Source organism: Aeromonas bestiarum (assembly GCF_000819745.1).
Lineage (GTDB): Bacteria > Pseudomonadota > Gammaproteobacteria > Enterobacterales > Aeromonadaceae > Aeromonas > Aeromonas bestiarum.
Genome location: NZ_CDDA01000012.1, coordinates 79,637 through 96,519 on the forward strand (window position 1 = coordinate 79,637; position 16,883 = coordinate 96,519).

Below are 16,883 nucleotides of genomic sequence, written 5' to 3' on the forward strand. Positions count from 1 at the left end.
GCCGACCTCAGGGTCGGCTTTTTTGTGCCTGCTCGGCGGCGATGTTGTTTCTTATGAAGCCCTCTGTTACAACAATGGGCTCCCCGCGCGACGGGCAACAAGGAGCAGTATGATGTCGTGGGCCCTTCTCAGGCAGTTTCCTCCGCTGGTCTGGACCGTGATCCTGGGTACCTTCATGGTGCGCACCAGCTATTACATGGTCTGGCCTTTTCTCTCCATCTTGCTCTATCGGGAGTATGCCCTCTCGGCCACCAGCATTGGGGCCATGCTGGGAGCGAGTGCGGCGCTCTCCACCCTGATCAGCTTCTATGGCGGCTGGTTGTCGGATCAGCTGGGGCGACGCAATATCTTGCTGGCCGGCTGCCTGGTCGCGTTGCTCTGCTACGGTCTGCTCGGCTTCTCCCACTCAGTGCTCTGGCTCGGGGTCGGGGTGATCGGCAGCGGTCTCTCCTCCGGTCTCATAGATGCACCGGGCAAGGCGCTGATGGCCGACAGCCTCGCCTCGGCCAAGGCGCGCGAGCTGGCACTGCACATGCGCTACTTCCTGCTCAATCTGGGGGCGGCGACAGGGCCTCTGCTTGGGGTGACCCTGGGCATCAGCGCCCAGCAGCAAACCTTCCTGCTGCTCTCCGGCAGCTATCTACTGCTGGGGGCTGCCTTCGTCTGGGGCTTTCGCAGGTTGAACGAGGAAGAGCGGCGCAATGGCGGCCTGGGCCTGCGGGCCGCCATCAAGGTGCTGTGGCTGGATCGGGGATTTTTGCTGCTGGTGATGGCGAACCTGTTGATGGTGCTGGTCTATTCCCAGTTTCACTCACCCCTGGTGCAATATCTGACGCGGGCCGAGACCCCCGAGGTGGCGCGACTGGTCGCCATTCTGGTGACGATCAACGCGCTGACCGTGGTCTTGCTTCAATTCCCACTGCTGCATCTGCTCGCCCGCTGGCCCGGCAAGGTGCGGCTGCAGCTTGGCATCATGCTGTTTCTGGGGGCTCAGGTGCTGTTTGCGCTGGGGGATCCCGCACAGTGGTCGCACTGGATCTGGGCCGTGCTGCTGCTGAGCGTGGGGGAGACCATACTGTTCCCGCTGCTCAACGTGCTGATCGATCAGATGTCGCCCCCTCATCTGAAGGGGAGCTATTTCGGGGCCGGGTCGCTGGCCGGGCTGGGCGGTGCCATAGGGGCCGTGCTGGGGGGCTGGATCCTGGAGCTGTGGGGAGGGCCGTCACTCTACATATTGATGGCGCTGTGCTGCATCTTGACCTTTCTGCTGTACGAGTGGGGGGCGCGGATCCCGCGCCCCGAGGTAGTGAAAGCCTGTTCCCGCGAGGGTTAGTGGGTATCCTTCTGGTTGACCTGCTTCATCGCCTTCTTGGCGGCATACATGCGCTCGTCGGCCAACCGGATCAGGCTGTTGCCCTCGTCGAACTGGATGGGGCCCGTCTGTACCATGCCGATGCTGAGGGTCACGTCGCCGAGCTGCTCTGTCAGGGTGCGGGTCAGCCGTTGCAGATAGACGTCCCTGGCCTGCTCCTCGTTGCAGTTGGGCAGGATCAGGCAGAACTCGTCCCCGCCGTAGCGAAAACAGCAATCCTCCGCCCGCGACACCTTGCGAATGCAGGCGCCGACGATGCGCAATATCTCGTCTCCCCGCTGGTGTCCCTGGGTGTCGTTGATCTGTTTGAAGTCGTCGATGTCGAGGTAGGCGATGACCACGGGTTCGGCGCGGCGCTGGCAGGTGCGCAGGGTGCGGGTCAGGTTTTCCTGCAGGTGGCGCACGCTGAGCAGGCCGGTGAGGGAGTCGGTCCGGCTCATCTCCTCCAATTGCTGGGTGCGCTCGCGCACCTTCTCCTCCAGCGTCTTGGCGTAGATCTCCGACTTCTCCTTGGATGACTCTATCTCCGAGACCAGGCTGCGAATATAGGTCTCGAACACCAGGGTAATGTCGAACAGGAACAGCTTGTCGAGGGCGGTCAGCATGGTCATGCGATTCTGCTCATGCTCTATCTGGGTGAAGATATCCTCGATGAGCAGCCCCTTGAGGGTATTGATGGCGGCCAGATAGAGCTTGGGCTCCACCCCGATCCGCTTGTGCACCAGCCCGATCCGCAACCGGTTGTTGACGTACTCCAGATCATACAGGCCGCTGAACAGGTCGAGGATGTAACGGCGCTGGGCCGCCCGCAGCCGGGTGAGCGTATCGGCGTCACCGATCAGCAGGGCAATCTCGGTGATCCCGGTCTGCAACATATAGAACTTGTCGACCAGCGCATCTATGTGGGGCTCTATCTTGACGCGATAACTGGCGAGCAGGGTGAAATCTTCCTCGCTCAGCAGCAGCAGCTCCTTGCGATGGGCGATTTCGAACTCTGTGATCCGCATCTGCTCCAGCAGAGTCTGTTCGGTTGGATTCATGGCAGTTCCCTGAACGAAAATGACGGCGCGCACTTTGTTATCTAACTGACAGTGTAGACATTAACAGCAGGGAACAGGTTTTCAAATGGCGCAGCTTTGTTGCAGGTCAACGGCTGCACCCATCACTCTATCTACTAGAAGGTCAGCACCTTGTCGGCCGCCAGGGTCCATTGGGCCAGCAGCGGCAGGGTACCGATCTCGATCCCCTCGATGAGCGGCAGGGCCGTGATGCCGCGGGCATCGGTACAGGTTTTGCAGAGGCGGATGATGGCGCCCTGGGCCAGCAGGATCTCCAGCATCTGGCGCAGATTGTACCCCTCGGCCGGGGCCTGTCCCGCCAGCGCGGCGCCGACCGCATCGGACATCAGGAACAGTTGCAGGCTGGCACCGCCCTGCTCGCCCAGGGCAATGGCCAGCCGCAGGGCGTTGAACAGGGATTCGCTACCGTAGGGTGCGCCGTTGGCGATGATGACAATACGTTGATTCATAAAAGACTCCATCCTGAAAGCCGCTATTGTAGACTCGTCGGGGCCGCGCTGGCGTGATGTTGCACAAACTCTGTCGTACCGGTTGGCACACGGCTTGACCCGTCCGGCCGAGTGCGGTCTGATAGGCGGCCATCAAACATGACAGAGGAGTGAGGTCGTTATGTGGAAGGTTATCGGAATGAGTATGCTGCTGTTGGCCGGTCAGGCTTATGGCAGCCAGGAGGTGGGCTGCAAGGCACGGCAACAGGCGGTGGCGGATCAGCTGGTCTTCGCCAAGGCGCACAACAACGCGGATCAGGTGGCCGGGCTGGAGCGGGCGCTGCGCAATATCGAGGCTCACTGCACCGATGCGGGCCTGTTCAAGGAGCAGCAGCAACGGGTGGCCGAGCTGAAAGCGCAGGTGAACGAGCGGCTGATCGAGCTGCAAAATGCACGGGTGTCGGGCAAGCCTGACAAGATCGCCAAGAAGCAGGCCAAGCTGGAAGAGGCCCAGACCAAATTGCTGGCAGCCCAGAACGAGCTGGATGCGCTGAGCAAGCTGATCACCCCCTGATCGCCGCATTGCAGCGTGAAAAAGCCGGGCATGCCCGGCTTTTTGCTGTTCAGTGATCCCTCCTATCATGCTCCCCGTCGACCGACCATGCTGGCCGGCACCACCCAGGCATCGAACTGCTGCGCCGTGAGATGGCCGGAGGCGATGGCCGCCTCCCGCAGGCTGAGCCCCTCATGATGTGCCCGCTTGGCTATCTCGGCCGCCTTGTCGTAGCCGATGTGGGGGTTGAGCGCAGTGACCAGCATCAGGGAGCGGGCCAGCAGATCATCGATGCGCGCCCGGTTCGGCGTGATGCCGATGGCGCAGTGATCGTGGAAGCTCCGCATGCCGTCGGCCAGCAGCCGCACGCTCTGCAAAAAGTTGTGAGCTATGAGCGGGCGGAACACGTTCAGCTCGAAGTTGCCGCTGGCACCGCCTATGTTGATGGCCACGTCGTTGCCCATCACCTGGGCGCACAGCATGGTCAGCGCCTCGCACTGGGTCGGATTGACCTTGCCGGGCATGATGGAGGATCCGGGCTCATTTTCCGGGATCAGCAGCTCTCCCAGCCCGCTGCGGGGGCCGCTGGCCAGCCAGCGCACGTCGTTGGCGATCTTCATGAGCGATGCGGCCAGCGTCTTGAGGGCGCCGTGGGCATGCACCAGGGCATCGCTCGCCGCCAGCGCCTCGAACTTGTTGGGGGCGCTCACCAGCGGCAGGCCCGTCTGCTCCGCCAGGGTGGCCGCCACCTCGTCGGCAAAGCCGGGTGGCGTGTTCAGGCCCGTGCCGACGGCCGTGCCTCCCAGCGCCAGCTCGCACAGGTGGGGCAGGGCGGCCCGAATGTGGCGCTCCGCCTGTTCCAGCTGGGCGACCCAGCCTGAGAACTCCTGCCCCAGGGTGAGCGGGGTGGCGTCCTGCAAGTGGGTGCGGCCAATCTTGACTATGTCGTCGAAGGCGTGCGCCTTGCGCGCAAGGGTTGCACTCAGGGTGATCAGGGCGGGCAGCAGTTGCAGCGTGATGGCGCTGACGGCCGCCAGGTTCATGGCGCTCGGGAAGACGTCATTGCTCGACTGGCTCTTGTTCACCTCGTCGTTGGGGTGCACCAGACGCGCTTCGCCGCGCGGGCCGCCGAGCAGCTCGCTGGCCCGATTGGCCAGCACCTCGTTGACGTTCATGTTGGTCTGGGTGCCCGAGCCTGTCTGCCAGACCCTGAGTGGAAACTCTTCCCCGTGCTGGCCACAGAGGACCTCATCGGCGGCGCTCATGATGGCCTGGGCCGTGCGAGCGGGCAGCAGTCCCTTGGCGTGATTGACCCGGGCACAGGCCGATTTGATGCGCGCCAGGGCGTGGATCAGCTCCATGGGCTGACGCTCCCCCGAGATGTCGAAATGGTGCAGGGAGCGCTGGGTCTGGGCCCCCCACAGCCGCTCGGCCGGAACGGCTATCTCCCCGAAGCTGTCGTGTTCTATCCGTGTCGTCATTGCATCCTCCCGCCGAAAAGAAAAGGGGCGAGGGAATATCCCTTGCCCCTCACAGCATGGCAAACCACAGGCCAGGTCGCTCAGAATGGCGACTCACGTTGTGGCGCGCCCTCTTGCATCATGGTTCAGCCGTGGGGGCGAAACGGCGTCAGCGCCGCCAGCGGGCTGGCATCCATGAATTCCTGCACCTCCTCGCCGTGTTTGAAGATCTTGTAGCTCTCGCCGCGGGCGCTCCAGTATTCGAGGGTGTCGCCGCTGCTCTCGCCACTTATTTGGAGCAGGCTGGCTTCACGCAGGGCCACCACATGTTCGCTCGGGTTGATGGCGCAGAACTCCGCCAGACGCTCGTCGCGGGTCTCTCCCATGTGGCCGCTGATGCTGGCGTCCAGATAGTGGGGGTTGATCTGCAGCGGGAACAGGCCAAGGGCGGGCAGCACGGCGGCGTTGCAGACCGGCATGTCGTTGGTGGTGCGAATGCTCGGGGTGGCCACGTTGCAACCTGCGCTCCAGCCCACATAGGGCACGCCCCGCTCGCGTACGGCGCGCTGGATCGGCACGACCAGGCCATTTTCGTGCAGCAGCTGGTTGAGGCGCCAGGTGTTGCCGCCGCTGATAAAGATGGCGTCGGCCTGGTTGATGGCGTCCACCGGATCGTCGAACTGATGGATGCTGATGGCTTCCACCCCCAGGCTTTCGCCGAGCTCATTGGCCCTGGCATCCCAGTCGCTGCGGATCACGGCGTAGGGGATGAGCAGGATGCGCTTGACCTGTTTGCGGGCGAGCAGGGTCTGCACCCGGTCCCGGGCCCAGCCGAGCAGACCCGGAAATTCGGTGGCTTTACCGTTGCTGAGAAGAAGCAGTTCCATGAAAAATGTCCTCATGAGTGAAAGCGGAGGAGGCGCCGCCAGGACGTGCCGTGGCGACAGGAGCCCCCATTCTAACCCGATTGGCAGCAGGGTTCTGTGATCGGTTCATGTATCCCGATGAGCCTGCCCTCTGGCCGGGCTATCAAGCCGTCCACCCTCTGCGCCATTGCCCGGTGGCTTGATAGGCATTTGCCGGGCCGCCGCAACCGGCGGTGATCTGCCTCCCGCCACGTTTCAAATACGAAAGACCCCACCGAAGTGGGGCCTTGATCCTTGAGGACGTTTCCCGTCAGCTGGCGCTGGCCGGGGCAATCTGGAACTCGGGCTGCTGGCGCAGCTTCCACAGCTCAATCCACTTGCGGATGGCCGACACTAGTATGATGGCGCCCAGCCCCAGCATCAGCAGCGAGATGCCGCCGTTGAGCAGGTTGTAGCCCTTGGATTCCGGGTTGAAGTAGACATGGCTCACCATCCAGTAACCGGCGTAGTTGACGGTGACGAACAGGTAGGCCAGCGGAATGAGGCAGGTCAGCATGTAGCGGCGCTTGCTGGCCAGCCGCAAGATGATGGTGGCACCGATAATCAGGCCCACCGAGGCCATCAGCTGGTTCGAGACCCCGAACAGCGCCCACACGGAGCCGATATCGCCGGACATCAGCAGATAACCCCACATCACGCAGGCGAGCACGCTGGCCCCGATGGCGCCCGGCATCCAGTCGATGCGCTTGAGGGGCGGGTAAAACTCGCCGAAGAAGTCCTGGATCAGGTAGCGGGAGACCCGGGTGCCGGAGTCAACGGCAGTCAGGATAAAGACCGCTTCAAACATCACCACGAACTGGAAGAAGTAGGAGGCGAGGTTACTGAACCAGGGCACCTTGGTGAAGATGTAGGACATGCCCACCGCCAGGGTAACGGCGCCGCCGGTGCGACCGTTCAGATCCATGCCGATCTCCTGGGAGAGGAACGGCAGATCTACCACCTGCATCCCCAGCTTGGCGAAGGCCTCCGGGGTGGCGTTGATGGCGAAGTAATCCGCCGGGTGCAGGGCGGTGGCGGCGATCAGCGCCATCACGCCCACTACGCACTCGGCCAGCATGGCACCGAAGGCGACCGGCAGGATGTCGTTCCACTTGTCCACCAGTTTCGGGGTGGTGCCTGAGCCGATAAAGGCGTGGAAGCCGGAGATGGCGCCACAGGCGATGGTGATGGAGATAAAGGGCCAGACCGGGCCGCCCAGCACGGGGCCGCCGCCGTGGACGAACTGGGTCATGGCGGGGAACTGGATCTCGGGGTTGATGCAGATCACGCCGATCACCAGGGCGCCGAACACGCCGATCTTCATAAAGCTGGATATGTAGCCGCGCGGGGTGAGTAGCAGCCAGACCGGCAACGCGGTGGCGAAGAAGGCGTAGATGGGCAGCGCCAGACTGATGGTTTCGGCGCGCAGGGTCAGCCAGGCACCGAAGGCGCTCTCCTGCACGTAGGGGCCGAAGAAGACACAGGCCAGCACGGCGGCAAACCCGACCCAGGAGGCGGCTTGCAGGTTGCCGGTCAGCTTGTGCCAAATTCCCACCACCATGGAGATGGGGATGGTCATGAAGACCGCGAACACGCCCCAGGCGTTACGCTCCAGCGCGTGTACCACCACCATGGAGAGACCCGCCATGGTGATGGTGATGATGAACAGCATCGCCAGACCGGTACACCAGCCAGCGATGGGGCCGAGCTCGGCCTTGGCCACCTCGGAGAGGGACTTGCCCTGATGCTTCATGGAGGCGAACAGCACGACTGTGTCGTGCACCGCGCCGCCGATGACGCAGCCTATCAGCAGCCAGAGAAAGCTGGGCAGGTAGCCGTACTGGGCGGCCAGGACCGGGCCGACCAGCGGGCCGGCGGCGGCGATGGCGGCAAAGTGTTGACCGAAGTTGACCCACTTGTTGGTCGGCACATAGTTTTTGCCATCTTCCAGCTGGTGGGAGGGGGTGACCAGTTTGTCGTCAGCCTGCAGCACCTTGCGCACAAAGAACACGCCGTAGAGGCGATATGCGATGGCGAGGATGCAGAGGGCCGCAATGACAAAAGTGATTGCGTGTTGCATGGGGGAGTTTCCTTTTCCTGTGGCCAGTCTGGCCGGGCTCAGGCTGCACTCTACTCATGCGGTGGGGAAAGGGGAGCGCAGAAAGGGTCAGTGGCAGAGGGCCGCCCGTGAGCGGCAGAAAAGCGACCCCGAGTGGTTTGGCGGGAGTGCCGACGGCCGTGGTAAGCGGGTGAGTGGTCGCTGGCAGGGCGGGAGCGGGGTGAGGCGTCCCGCCCCATCAGGGAATATCGAGCAGCTCCTTGAGAGGTTTGAGGTAGCGGCGGCTCACCGGCACCTTGTGGCCGCCCTGGGTCACCACCTCAGCCAAGCCTCCGTCCAGCAACAGGATTTCGCGGATCTGGCCCGGGTTGAGCAGGTATTGGCGGTGGCAGCGAACGAAGCCAGTCTTCTCTTCCAGAGTGCGCAGGGTCAGCTCCGTGGTGCCCTGCTGCTGGCCGCTGATCACCCGGTTGCCGGTGAGATCGCTGTGGATGAACTCCACCTCGCCAAGGGGCAGCAGCAGAATGCGGTTGTGGCCGGTGCAGGGAATGCTGCGCAGGGGCTGGGCGATGTGGGTCGGATCCGGCAGCGGTTGGCCCGCCAGCTCACCTTTTGGCGACAGCAGCCGGTGGATGCGCTCCAGCGCCTTGTTCATCCGCTCTGCGGTGACCGGCTTGAGCAGGTAGTCGAGGGCGTTCTCCTCGAACGCGCGCAGGGCAAACTCGTCGTAGGCGGTGATGAAGACGATGTGGGGGCGCAGGTCAGGATCCAGCATGCTCACCAGCTCCAGCCCGCTGATACGCGGCATCTGGATGTCGAGAAACAGCAGGTCGGGCTTGAGGCGATGGATGGCGGGCAGCGCCTCCATGGCGTGGGCACACTCCCCCAGCAGGCGGATGTTGCCCGCCTGCTCCAGCAGCAGCCGCAGCTCCTCGCGGGCGAGGGGTTCATCGTCGACGATAAGGGCGGTCAGCATGGGCTCTCCTGCAGGGGAAGGGTGATCCTCACCCGGGTGGATTGATGGGGTTCGCAGTGAATGGTGACCCCGTACTCGGCGCCGTAACGGGCCTTGATGCGCCTGTCCACTATGTTCATGCCAAGGCCGCTCTCCTCCCGTTTGGCCTGATAGAGGCCCGCGTTGTCACACACCTCCAGCACCAGCTGCTCGCCCTCCTGTCGCGCCGTCAGGCTCAGTCGGCCCGGTTCGAACATCTGGGAGATGCCGTGCTTGATGGCGTTCTCGACGATGGGCTGCAGGGAGAAGGTGGGCAGCCGGTACTCCAGCAGCGGCTCGGGAATATGGATCTCCACGCTCAGGTGTTCGGCGAAGCGGGCCTGCTCGATATGCAGGTAGGCGTTCACATGTTCCAGCTCGTCGGCCAGGCTCACCTCGTCCCCCTGGCGCTTGAGGTTCTTGCGAAAGAAGGTGGAGAGGTGGTGCACCAGGGTGCGGGCATCCTCGGGGTCGCGCCGGATCACCGCCGCCAGTGTGTTGAGGGCGTTGAACAGGAAGTGCGGGTTGATCTGCGCTTGCAAGAGCTTTATCTCCGACTGGGCCAGCAGCCGCTTCTGCTCGTTGTACTTGCCCGCTAGGATCTGGCCGGAGAGCAGCCGGGCGATCCCTTCCCCCAGGGTGCGGTTGATGGAGGAGAAGAACTTGCGCTTGGGCTCGTAGAGCTTGATGGTGCCCACCACGGACCCCTCTTCCCCCCGCAGCGGAATGACCAGCGAGGAGCCGAGCCGGCACTGGGGATGCAGGTTGCAGCTGTAAGGGATCAGGTTGCCGTCGGCATAGACCACCTCGTTGTGCTGGATCGCCTTGAAGGTGTGGGCCGAGTTGATGGCGGTGCCCGGCAGGTGGTGATCCTCGCCTATGCCGATGAAGGCGAGCAGCTTCTCCCGATCCGTGATGGCCACCGCGCCCACCCCTGTCTCCTCGTAGAGAATGCGCACCATCTGCTGGCACGCCTCCTGGGTGAAGCCCTTGTCCAGCACCCGCATCGCCCGCTCGGCGATCTTGAGGGCGCGGGCGGAGAAGGCGACCGAGTACTTCTCCAGCATGGCGCGGTGATCGAGGATCATCCGCATGAACATGGCGGCCCCTAGCGTATTGGCCACCAGCATGGGGGCTATGATGTTCTCGATGAGGTGGACGGCGTCATCATACGGGCGGGCCACCAGCAATATGATGCCCATCTGCATCAGCTCGGCGACCAGGGCCACAGATCCCACCACCCAGGGGCTGAACAGCAGGTCGAGCCGGTGGCGGGCGACGAAGTGGCGGTGCACCAGGCCACCGAGCAGCCCCTCGGCGATGGTGGAGAAGGTGCAGGCCAGGGCGGTAAAGCCTCCCAATGAATAGCGATGGATGCCGCCGGTGAGCCCCACCAGCAGCCCCACCACAGGGCCGCCGACTATGCCCCCCAGCACGGCGCCGATGGCACGGGTGTTGGCGATGGAGTCCTCGACCCTCAGGCCAAAGTAAGTGCCCATGACGCAGAAGCCGGAGAAGATGAGGTAGCAGAGGATCTTGTGGGGCCAGCTCAGGGTCACCTGAGTCAGCGGCATGAACAGCGGCGTCTTGGAGAGCAGCCAGGCGATCACCAGATAGACGCACAGCTGCTGAAAGAGAGATATCACGAGCGAGAATTGTTCGAAAGCCACGGCACACTATCTCGAAAGGGGATGCTCATCCAATGGACGCGGAGTATTAGCAAACCCAGATTTGCGCTGCAAGCCACGGGCGCCGGAATAGCGGGCTTGCGCACAGATTTGGTTGACAGCCTGAGCCAAAGGCATCCCATGTCGCCGCCTGGCCTGCCCATTCACGAAAGCTGTCAACAATCAGGGGGCCCGCGGGCCCCCTGATTGTTGATAACAGCATCAAATTAGTCGAGCTTGAAGTCGACCCACACCAGCCGGTGATCCGAGCTGACTCCCTTGGCGATGCCGAGCTTGGCGTCGTACACCAGGTGATAGCCCGGCTCGAAGCTGGCCGGCCAGAACACGCCGGAGGCGACCACGTTCAGGTTGGCGGAGGGCAGCACATGATCGAGCTGCAGGCCGCTGCTGCTGGTGATGCGCTCCGGGGTGGGGCGGTTGTTGTTGCGCTTGCACTGATCCGGCTGGCTGGCGAGGCACTCGGGGCCGCCCTGACTGACAGGTATGATGGCGCCGTTGGTGACCGCCTGATTGACCAGCACATGGTTGTGCAGATCCTGGATGGCGGTGAGATCCCCATCGCCAATCTGGGGATCGGCGTTGAGATCGCCGGCGATGACGAACTTGGCGCCCTCGGCCAGGCCACCGGCCATACCGGCGTCATCCACCATATAGCTGGCGGTCTCCACGTAGTCCTGCCAGAAGGCGACTTCGGCGCGGTTGTGCTTGACGTTGTGGCGCGCCGCGTTGCCGAAGATGGGTGGGGTCGGGTGGGAGACGAGGAAGTGGATCACCTCCTCCTTGTTGCCGCGCTTGATGCGCACCGGCACGTCGGCGTGGTTCTTTGACGAGAGCGGGAAGGCTTGCCAGGCTGCGTCGTCATACCAGGCATCGCCACACTGGCGGCCGGCCGGGATCGGCGCCTTGGAGTTGTTGCAGTCGTCGATGACGGGGTTCGATTCGCCTGGCATGTCTTTCCACTTGAAGTGCTGGAAGGTGCGGACCTGCTTGGTATCGATGGGATACTGGGACATGACGGCAAAGGCGTACTGGCCGTGGTAGTTGCCAAAGCCCCAGGCGTCGTCCGGCCCGCTGTTGACCTTGCCGTCCAGGTTGAGGTCATGGCCGCTCATCAGGCCTGTGTTGGTGGCGAGGTTTTGCAGCACAGGGTAGCTGATGGCTGTCACCTCGCCGTGCTGGGCATGGGCCAGATAGTTGTCATTGAAGGCTTTGAGGTCGGCGGTGCCGGCGCCCTTGCCGTCGTTGTCGAACTCGTTGAGCAGGAAGACATCCGGCCGGGTGCGCTGCACTATCTCGGCGATATTGCGGATCTGCTGCACGTCGAGGGCCTTGGTCTTCTCTGCACCGCTCAAGGTGCCGTCGGCGAGGCGGGCCAGCAGGGTGTCCTGCTCGGCGCGGGTCAGGGCCAGTTCCCCGCTCAGCATGCCGGGAGCGGTGCGATCGAAGGAGAGGTTGAAAGTTGCGAAGCGAACCATGGGGGTCGGGGTCTCGGAGTCGTTTTGGCTGTTACAGCCTGCCATCAATCCGAGGGAAATGGCAGCGGCGAGTAGGGACTTGCTGATATTTTTCATTGTAATATTCCGTAGCATCAATAAGTTATATCTCGTTGGTACGAGCGTTGAGGCGCGCCCATTATAGGGATCCCGGCCCCGGGCCGGGCGCCGGATGAGCCAAAGTGTGAGTCCATTCACAGAGCAATGAGGGGAGGCGAGATGAGTCGGCGACAAACGGCCCTGGTGGTCGAGGGGGGCGCCATGCGCGGCATTTTTGCCGCCGGTGTGCTGGATGCCTTTCTGGCACAGGGCAGGACGGCGTTCGATCACTGCATCGGGGTCTCGGCGGGGGCGGTCAATCTGGCGGCCTTTCTGGCCGGCCAGCGGGGGCGCAACCACAGCGTCATCACGGACTACTCCTGCCGCCCCGAGTTCATCAGTCTGGCCAGGTTCGTGCGCGGCGGCCACTGGCTCGATCTCGACTGGCTATGGGCGATCACCATCCGTGAGTGCCGACTCGATCTGGCCCGCTTCGCCGCCAACCCGGTGCCGCTGACCGTGGTGGCCACCCGGGTCTCGGATGGTCAGGCCGCCTACCTCAAGGGGAATGCGGCCGAGCTGGAGCAGCAGATCAAGGCCTCCTGTTCTGTGCCGCTGGTCTATCGCGACTTCGTGCGCATCGGCGGGGAAGCCATGACGGATGGCGGGGTGGCCGATTCCATTCCGGTGCGTCATGCCTACGAACAGGGGGCGCGCGACATCACAGTGGTGCTCTCCCGCCCCCTCGGCTATCGCAAACGGGCGCCACGTCTGCCGGCCCTGCACCGTTATCTGCTGCGCGAGACCCCGGCCCTGGCCCGCGCCAGTCTGGCGCGCCACCGCAGCTACAATGACGCCATCGATTTCATCCGCCAGCCTCCGGCCGATTGCCGCATCCGGGTCATAGTGCCGCCGGCGGGTTTTCGGGTCGGCCGCATGACCACAGACAAGGGGCGGCTGGAGCAGGGCTACCAAATGGGCTGGCAGGCGGCCCTGGACTATCTGGCGGCCGACCCGGCCCAGCCTTGAATCGTTTTGGCGGCTCCGCCCGGGGCCGCCATCATGAAAAACCATGGCGATGCCGCTGCGGGTCAAGGATGAATCATCCCGCCCGCCACTCCCCGTCTTGATTGCCAGAGCCAGCTTTTGTTCGTCCGCTTAATATGCAGCTGGATAATTACTTTCGATATTTAAAGCGAAATGGTCAGCATTGCCGGCATGAAGAAATATCACTATTAAGCTGAGCTAAATAATCCACGAGTCAAATTGTGACTGAATAATAAAGCCGGTGGGGAACTTTCCTGATTGGCGCTTTTTAATGCGCATCTATATTCATTAAATCTGTTTTTATTCATATGTATAGGGTGAGTTAGCTTATGCGGAATAGATTATTAGCGCTGGGTTGAATCTCTTTACATTAATGGCAAATTGATAGCCTGACTTCATCTCGGCTACTGTCCCCTCTCGATTCGTTTGGGTAGCAAACGGATACGCCAATAATAACGACAGAAACTGGACGCATTGATAAAGAGTCATCTTTATTGATTTTAATCCTGCCAAAGGAGCCGGAATAATGAGTGGTTTATCTTCCCATCAAATTGCCCGTGAGATATTTGCCGAGTTGTTGCCCTATCGTCGCCGCTTCCCCGATCCCATTCTGGATCGACACAGCGAAGAGCAGGAGGTGGCCGCCATCCAGATCCCCCGGCTGCAGGCCTTCATCGAGCGGGGCGAGACCATCACCTGCGTCTTGCCCGCCTTCCCCACCAAGTCACCGAACCCGAACAAGGTGCTGGGCACCCTGCCGGACATGGCGGAGCGCCTCTCCCTCAGCTTTCTCAATCACCTCTGCCAGCGCATCCAGCTGCACTACAGGCCGGGCATGCGGATCCTCATCTGCTCGGATGGCCACGTGTTCGGTGACCTCATCCGGGTGCCGGATCCGGCCATCGACGCCTATCAGGCCCACATCGAGCAGCTGATCCTGGAGCTGGGGGCGACCCACCTCGGGGTCTTCCACCTGGGGATGGTGGCGGGCATGGCCGAGTTCTGCGCCAGCCGCGACTTCGACACCCTGCGTGAACAGCTGGTCGAGCGCTATGCCGAGCCGCTGGCGCAGATCAGTGAAGAGGTGAAGACCACGGAGGAGGGGGTTCGTCTCTATCGCGCCATGACCCGCTTCCTCTATGAAGACAGCCAGCTGCCGGACACGCCACTCTCCAACACGGCGCTGCAGCGGGATGCCAAGTCGCGCACCCATGCCGTGATCCAGCGCAGCCGCGCCTGGGGCAAGCTGCTGGCTGAGCGCTTCCCCGAGGCGATCCGCCTCTCCATCCACCCCCAGGCCAGCCACAGCCTGAAGATGGGCATTCACATGCTGCCGACCCGGGATGACTGGCTCACCCCCTGGCACGGGGTGGCGGCCAATCTGGATGGCCAGTTCGTGCTGATGAAGCGGCGCGACGTGCTGGCTCTGGAGCACGAACTGGTCCACATCCACGGCCGTCCCAGTCACTACCTGATCCACAGCAAGCAGGCCGCCGCCTGAGGAGTTCACCATGACAGCATCCATCATTCCCCTCGGCGGCGAGCATTGCCGCATTCACCCCCAGGCCCCCTTCGGTCTGCTGATCGAACCGGCCCGGGAGGGGCAGGCTGTGCAGGCCCTATCGGTCGAATCGCTGCGTGAACTGGCCCGTCGCCACGGCGTGCTGATCCTGCGCGGATTCGAGTCCGGCTTCACCGACCCCGAGCGGCTGACCCGCTACGGCGAGGCGTGGGGCGAGATCATGATGTGGCCGTTCGGCGCCGTGCTGGACGTGAAGGAGCACGAGAACGCCACCGACCATATCTTCGACTCCAGCTATGTGCCGCTGCACTGGGATGGCATGTACAAACCGACCCTGCCCGAGTTCCAGCTGTTTCACTGCGTGCACGCCCCGGCTGCCGACGAGGGGGGGCGCACCACCTTCATCAATACCCGCCAGCTGCTGGTGGATCTCGATGGCGAGCGGCTGGCCTGCTGGGAGCGGGTACGGATCACCTATCGCATCAAGCAGGTGGTGCACTACGGCGGCGAGGTGAGCTCGCCCCTGCTGGTGCCCCATCCAGTGAGTGGCGAAACCGTCATGCGCTACAACGAGCCGCCGCGCGAGGGGGTGCGCTTCCTCAATCAGCATGCGCTGCAGATTGAGGGGATCCCGCCCGATGAGCAGGACGCCTTCCTGCAGGATCTGCACGAGCGACTCTACGATCCGCGCTACTTCTATGCCCACCAGTGGCAGCCGGGGGACGTGGTGATCGCCGACAACCTCGGCCTGCTGCACGGGCGGGAAGGCTTCACCGCCCGCTCGGCGCGCCACATCCAGCGGGTCCATATCCAGGCCAGCCCGCTCTGCCTCAACCCGGCGCTGGCGCCGCAAGGAGCGGCGTGATGGCGACCATTTTGCTGGCGGCCACCGCCACCCCGGGCCACGTCAACCCCATGCTGGCGGCGGCCCGCCTGCTGGTGGAGGAGGGGCACAGGGTGTTGATGCTGTGCGGCGCCCTGTTCGAGCAGCGTATCCGCCAGAGCGGCGCCGAGTTTGTGCCCTTCTCCCCCGAGCTGGATTTTGACTACCGGGCGCTGGAGCAGCACTTCCCCGAGCGGGCCGAGCTGAGCGGTACCGCCCAGATGGCGCTGGCGCTCAGGCGCTTCTTCGCCGCGCCCATCCCGCAGCACGACCGCCGCTTGCGGGCGCTGATCGTGGAAGAGGGGGTGGATCTGCTGCTGGTGGAGAACGGCTTCTACGGCGTGCTGCCGCTGTTGCAGCAGGCGCGCGGCCGGCGCCTTCCCATACTGATGCTGGGGGTGAACCCCGTCTCTTTCTCGAGCCCGGATGCCATCTTCTACGGCCCGCGCATTCCTCCCGAGCTGCGCCGCTCCCTTGGCGAGCTGCCCTGGCTGGATGAACAGACCCGGCGACTGCAGGCCGAGGTACAGCAGTGCTTCGATGCCGCGCTGGCCGAGGCGGGGGCGTCGCCGCTGGCGGCCCCCTTCACCGATGTGATGGTGACGGCGCCCGATGCCTTCCTGCAGCTCTCCTGCGCCGGCTTTGAATACGAGCGGCCGGAGCTTGAGGGGGTGATCCGTTATGTCGGCCCCCTGCTGCCACCCCGGATTGAGCTGGTGCCGCCGCCCTGGTGGGAGCAACTGGATGAACGGCCGCTGGTCATCGTCAGCCAGGGCACCCTGGCCAACGTGGATCTGGGGCAGCTGCTGATCCCGGCCATGCAGGGGCTGGCGGGTGACGAGCTGCAACTGCTGCTGACCACGGGCGGGCGGGATCCGGCGCTGCTGGGTCCATCCATTCCCGCCAATGCCATCGTCACCGAGCATGTGCCGTTCGAGCTGGCGCTGCCCCGGGCCGCCGTGCTGGTGACCAACGGCGGCTATGGTTCTGTGCAGGCCGCCCTGGCCCACGGGGTGCCGCTGGTGGTGGCGGGCACGGGGGAGGACAAGGCCGAGGTAGCGACCCGGGTGGCGTGGAGTGGCGTTGGCATCAATTTGCACAGCAACGAGCCGACGGCAGAGGCCGTGGCCGCCGCGGTGCGCAAGCTGGTGCGCGAGCCGCGCTATCGGGCACGGGCGCGCCTGCTGGCCGACGAGATGGGAAGGCTGGATGCCAGGGCCGCCATCGCCGGGGCGGTGACGACTTTGCTCGCCAGCACCCGATAACGGAGGGAGGCCGATCTGGCCTCCCTTTTTGTTCAGCTTCTGCTCAGTTTGCGGTTGTTAGCCTGCTTGCCAGCTAAAGAGCAGGCGCCGGCGGCG

14 protein-coding genes are annotated in these 16,883 nt (G+C 63.6%); 6 read left to right on the forward strand and 8 right to left on the reverse strand.

All coding sequences use genetic code 11. The features are described 5' to 3' along the window. The first annotated feature begins 112 nt into the window (after nt 1–112). Nucleotides 113–1,333 carry an MFS transporter gene (locus BN1118_RS06345; protein ID WP_043555057.1) on the forward strand — a complete coding sequence of 407 codons (1,221 nt, stop codon included), beginning with the start codon at nt 113–115 and terminating at the stop codon, nt 1,331–1,333. Here BN1118_RS06345 and BN1118_RS06350 read toward each other — a convergent pair. Then, the gene (locus tag BN1118_RS06350) at nt 1,330–2,412 is read right to left on the reverse strand and encodes a protoglobin domain-containing protein (RefSeq protein WP_043555059.1); all 1,083 of its coding nucleotides are present in this window, start codon (nt 2,410–2,412) and stop codon (nt 1,330–1,332) included. The two genes, BN1118_RS06345 and BN1118_RS06350, sit on opposite strands and share 4 nt — an antisense overlap. 134 nt (nt 2,413–2,546) lie before the next feature. After that, entirely contained in the window at nt 2,547–2,900 is a 354-nt protein-coding gene (locus BN1118_RS06355) for a DsrE/DsrF/TusD sulfur relay family protein (RefSeq protein WP_042866605.1), read from the reverse strand. A 178-nt stretch (nt 2,901–3,078) separates the two neighbouring features. On the opposite strand from BN1118_RS06355, the gene BN1118_RS06360 reads away from it, so the two are divergent. After that, nucleotides 3,079–3,453, forward strand: a complete 375-nt coding sequence (locus tag BN1118_RS06360; RefSeq protein WP_043555060.1) for a DUF1090 domain-containing protein — start codon at nt 3,079–3,081, stop codon at nt 3,451–3,453. A 65-nt stretch (nt 3,454–3,518) separates the two neighbouring features. Here the strand turns inward: BN1118_RS06360 and fumC are convergent, their stop codons facing one another. From fumC to BN1118_RS06390, 6 genes are all read right to left on the reverse strand, one after another. Next, nucleotides 3,519–4,913: a class II fumarate hydratase gene (fumC, locus tag BN1118_RS06365; protein ID WP_043555061.1), complete on the reverse strand. Its 1,395-nt coding sequence runs from the start codon at nt 4,911–4,913 to the stop codon at nt 3,519–3,521. Nucleotides 4,914–5,038: 125 nt separating this feature from the next. Beyond that, a complete protein-coding gene (gene pepE / locus BN1118_RS06370) occupies nt 5,039–5,779 on the reverse strand; it encodes a dipeptidase PepE (protein WP_043555062.1) in 741 nt (246 codons plus the stop codon). 289 nt (nt 5,780–6,068) lie between these two features. Then, nucleotides 6,069–7,877 carry a carbon starvation CstA family protein gene (locus tag BN1118_RS06375; RefSeq protein ID WP_043555063.1) on the reverse strand — a complete coding sequence of 603 codons (1,809 nt, stop codon included), beginning with the start codon at nt 7,875–7,877 and terminating at the stop codon, nt 6,069–6,071. Nucleotides 7,878–8,094: 217 nt separating this feature from the next. Next, nucleotides 8,095–8,832, reverse strand: coding sequence for a two-component system response regulator BtsR (gene btsR, locus BN1118_RS06380; RefSeq protein WP_043555064.1), 738 nt, complete (start codon nt 8,830–8,832; stop codon nt 8,095–8,097). Beyond that, nucleotides 8,826–10,520, reverse strand: coding sequence for a sensor histidine kinase (locus BN1118_RS06385; RefSeq protein ID WP_043555065.1), 1,695 nt, complete (start codon nt 10,518–10,520; stop codon nt 8,826–8,828). Before BN1118_RS06385 ends, btsR begins: the two co-directional genes overlap by 7 nt. A 224-nt stretch (nt 10,521–10,744) precedes the next feature. Next, nucleotides 10,745–12,109 (reverse strand): endonuclease/exonuclease/phosphatase family protein, encoded by a 1,365-nt coding sequence (locus BN1118_RS06390; RefSeq protein WP_043555066.1) that lies wholly within the window; start codon nt 12,107–12,109, stop codon nt 10,745–10,747. A 141-nt stretch (nt 12,110–12,250) separates the two neighbouring features. Here BN1118_RS06390 and BN1118_RS06395 point away from each other — a divergent pair, with 141 nt between their 5' ends. The 4 genes from BN1118_RS06395 (at nt 12,251) to BN1118_RS06410 (ending at nt 16,787) form a co-directional block, all read left to right on the forward strand. Beyond that, nucleotides 12,251–13,099: a patatin-like phospholipase family protein gene (locus tag BN1118_RS06395; RefSeq protein ID WP_043555067.1), complete on the forward strand. Its 849-nt coding sequence runs from the start codon at nt 12,251–12,253 to the stop codon at nt 13,097–13,099. A gap of 544 nt (nt 13,100–13,643) precedes the next feature. Next, nucleotides 13,644–14,618, forward strand: coding sequence for an L-tyrosine/L-tryptophan isonitrile synthase family protein (locus BN1118_RS06400; RefSeq protein WP_043140241.1), 975 nt, complete (start codon nt 13,644–13,646; stop codon nt 14,616–14,618). 10 nt (nt 14,619–14,628) lie between these two features. After that, on the forward strand, nt 14,629–15,504 hold the full coding sequence (locus BN1118_RS06405) for a TauD/TfdA dioxygenase family protein (protein WP_043555069.1): 876 nt from the start codon (nt 14,629–14,631) through the stop codon (nt 15,502–15,504). Then, on the forward strand, nt 15,504–16,787 hold the full coding sequence (locus BN1118_RS06410) for a glycosyltransferase (RefSeq protein ID WP_043555070.1): 1,284 nt from the start codon (nt 15,504–15,506) through the stop codon (nt 16,785–16,787). The genes BN1118_RS06405 and BN1118_RS06410 overlap by 1 nt, the downstream gene beginning before the upstream one ends. Nucleotides 16,788–16,883 lie beyond the last annotated feature (96 nt).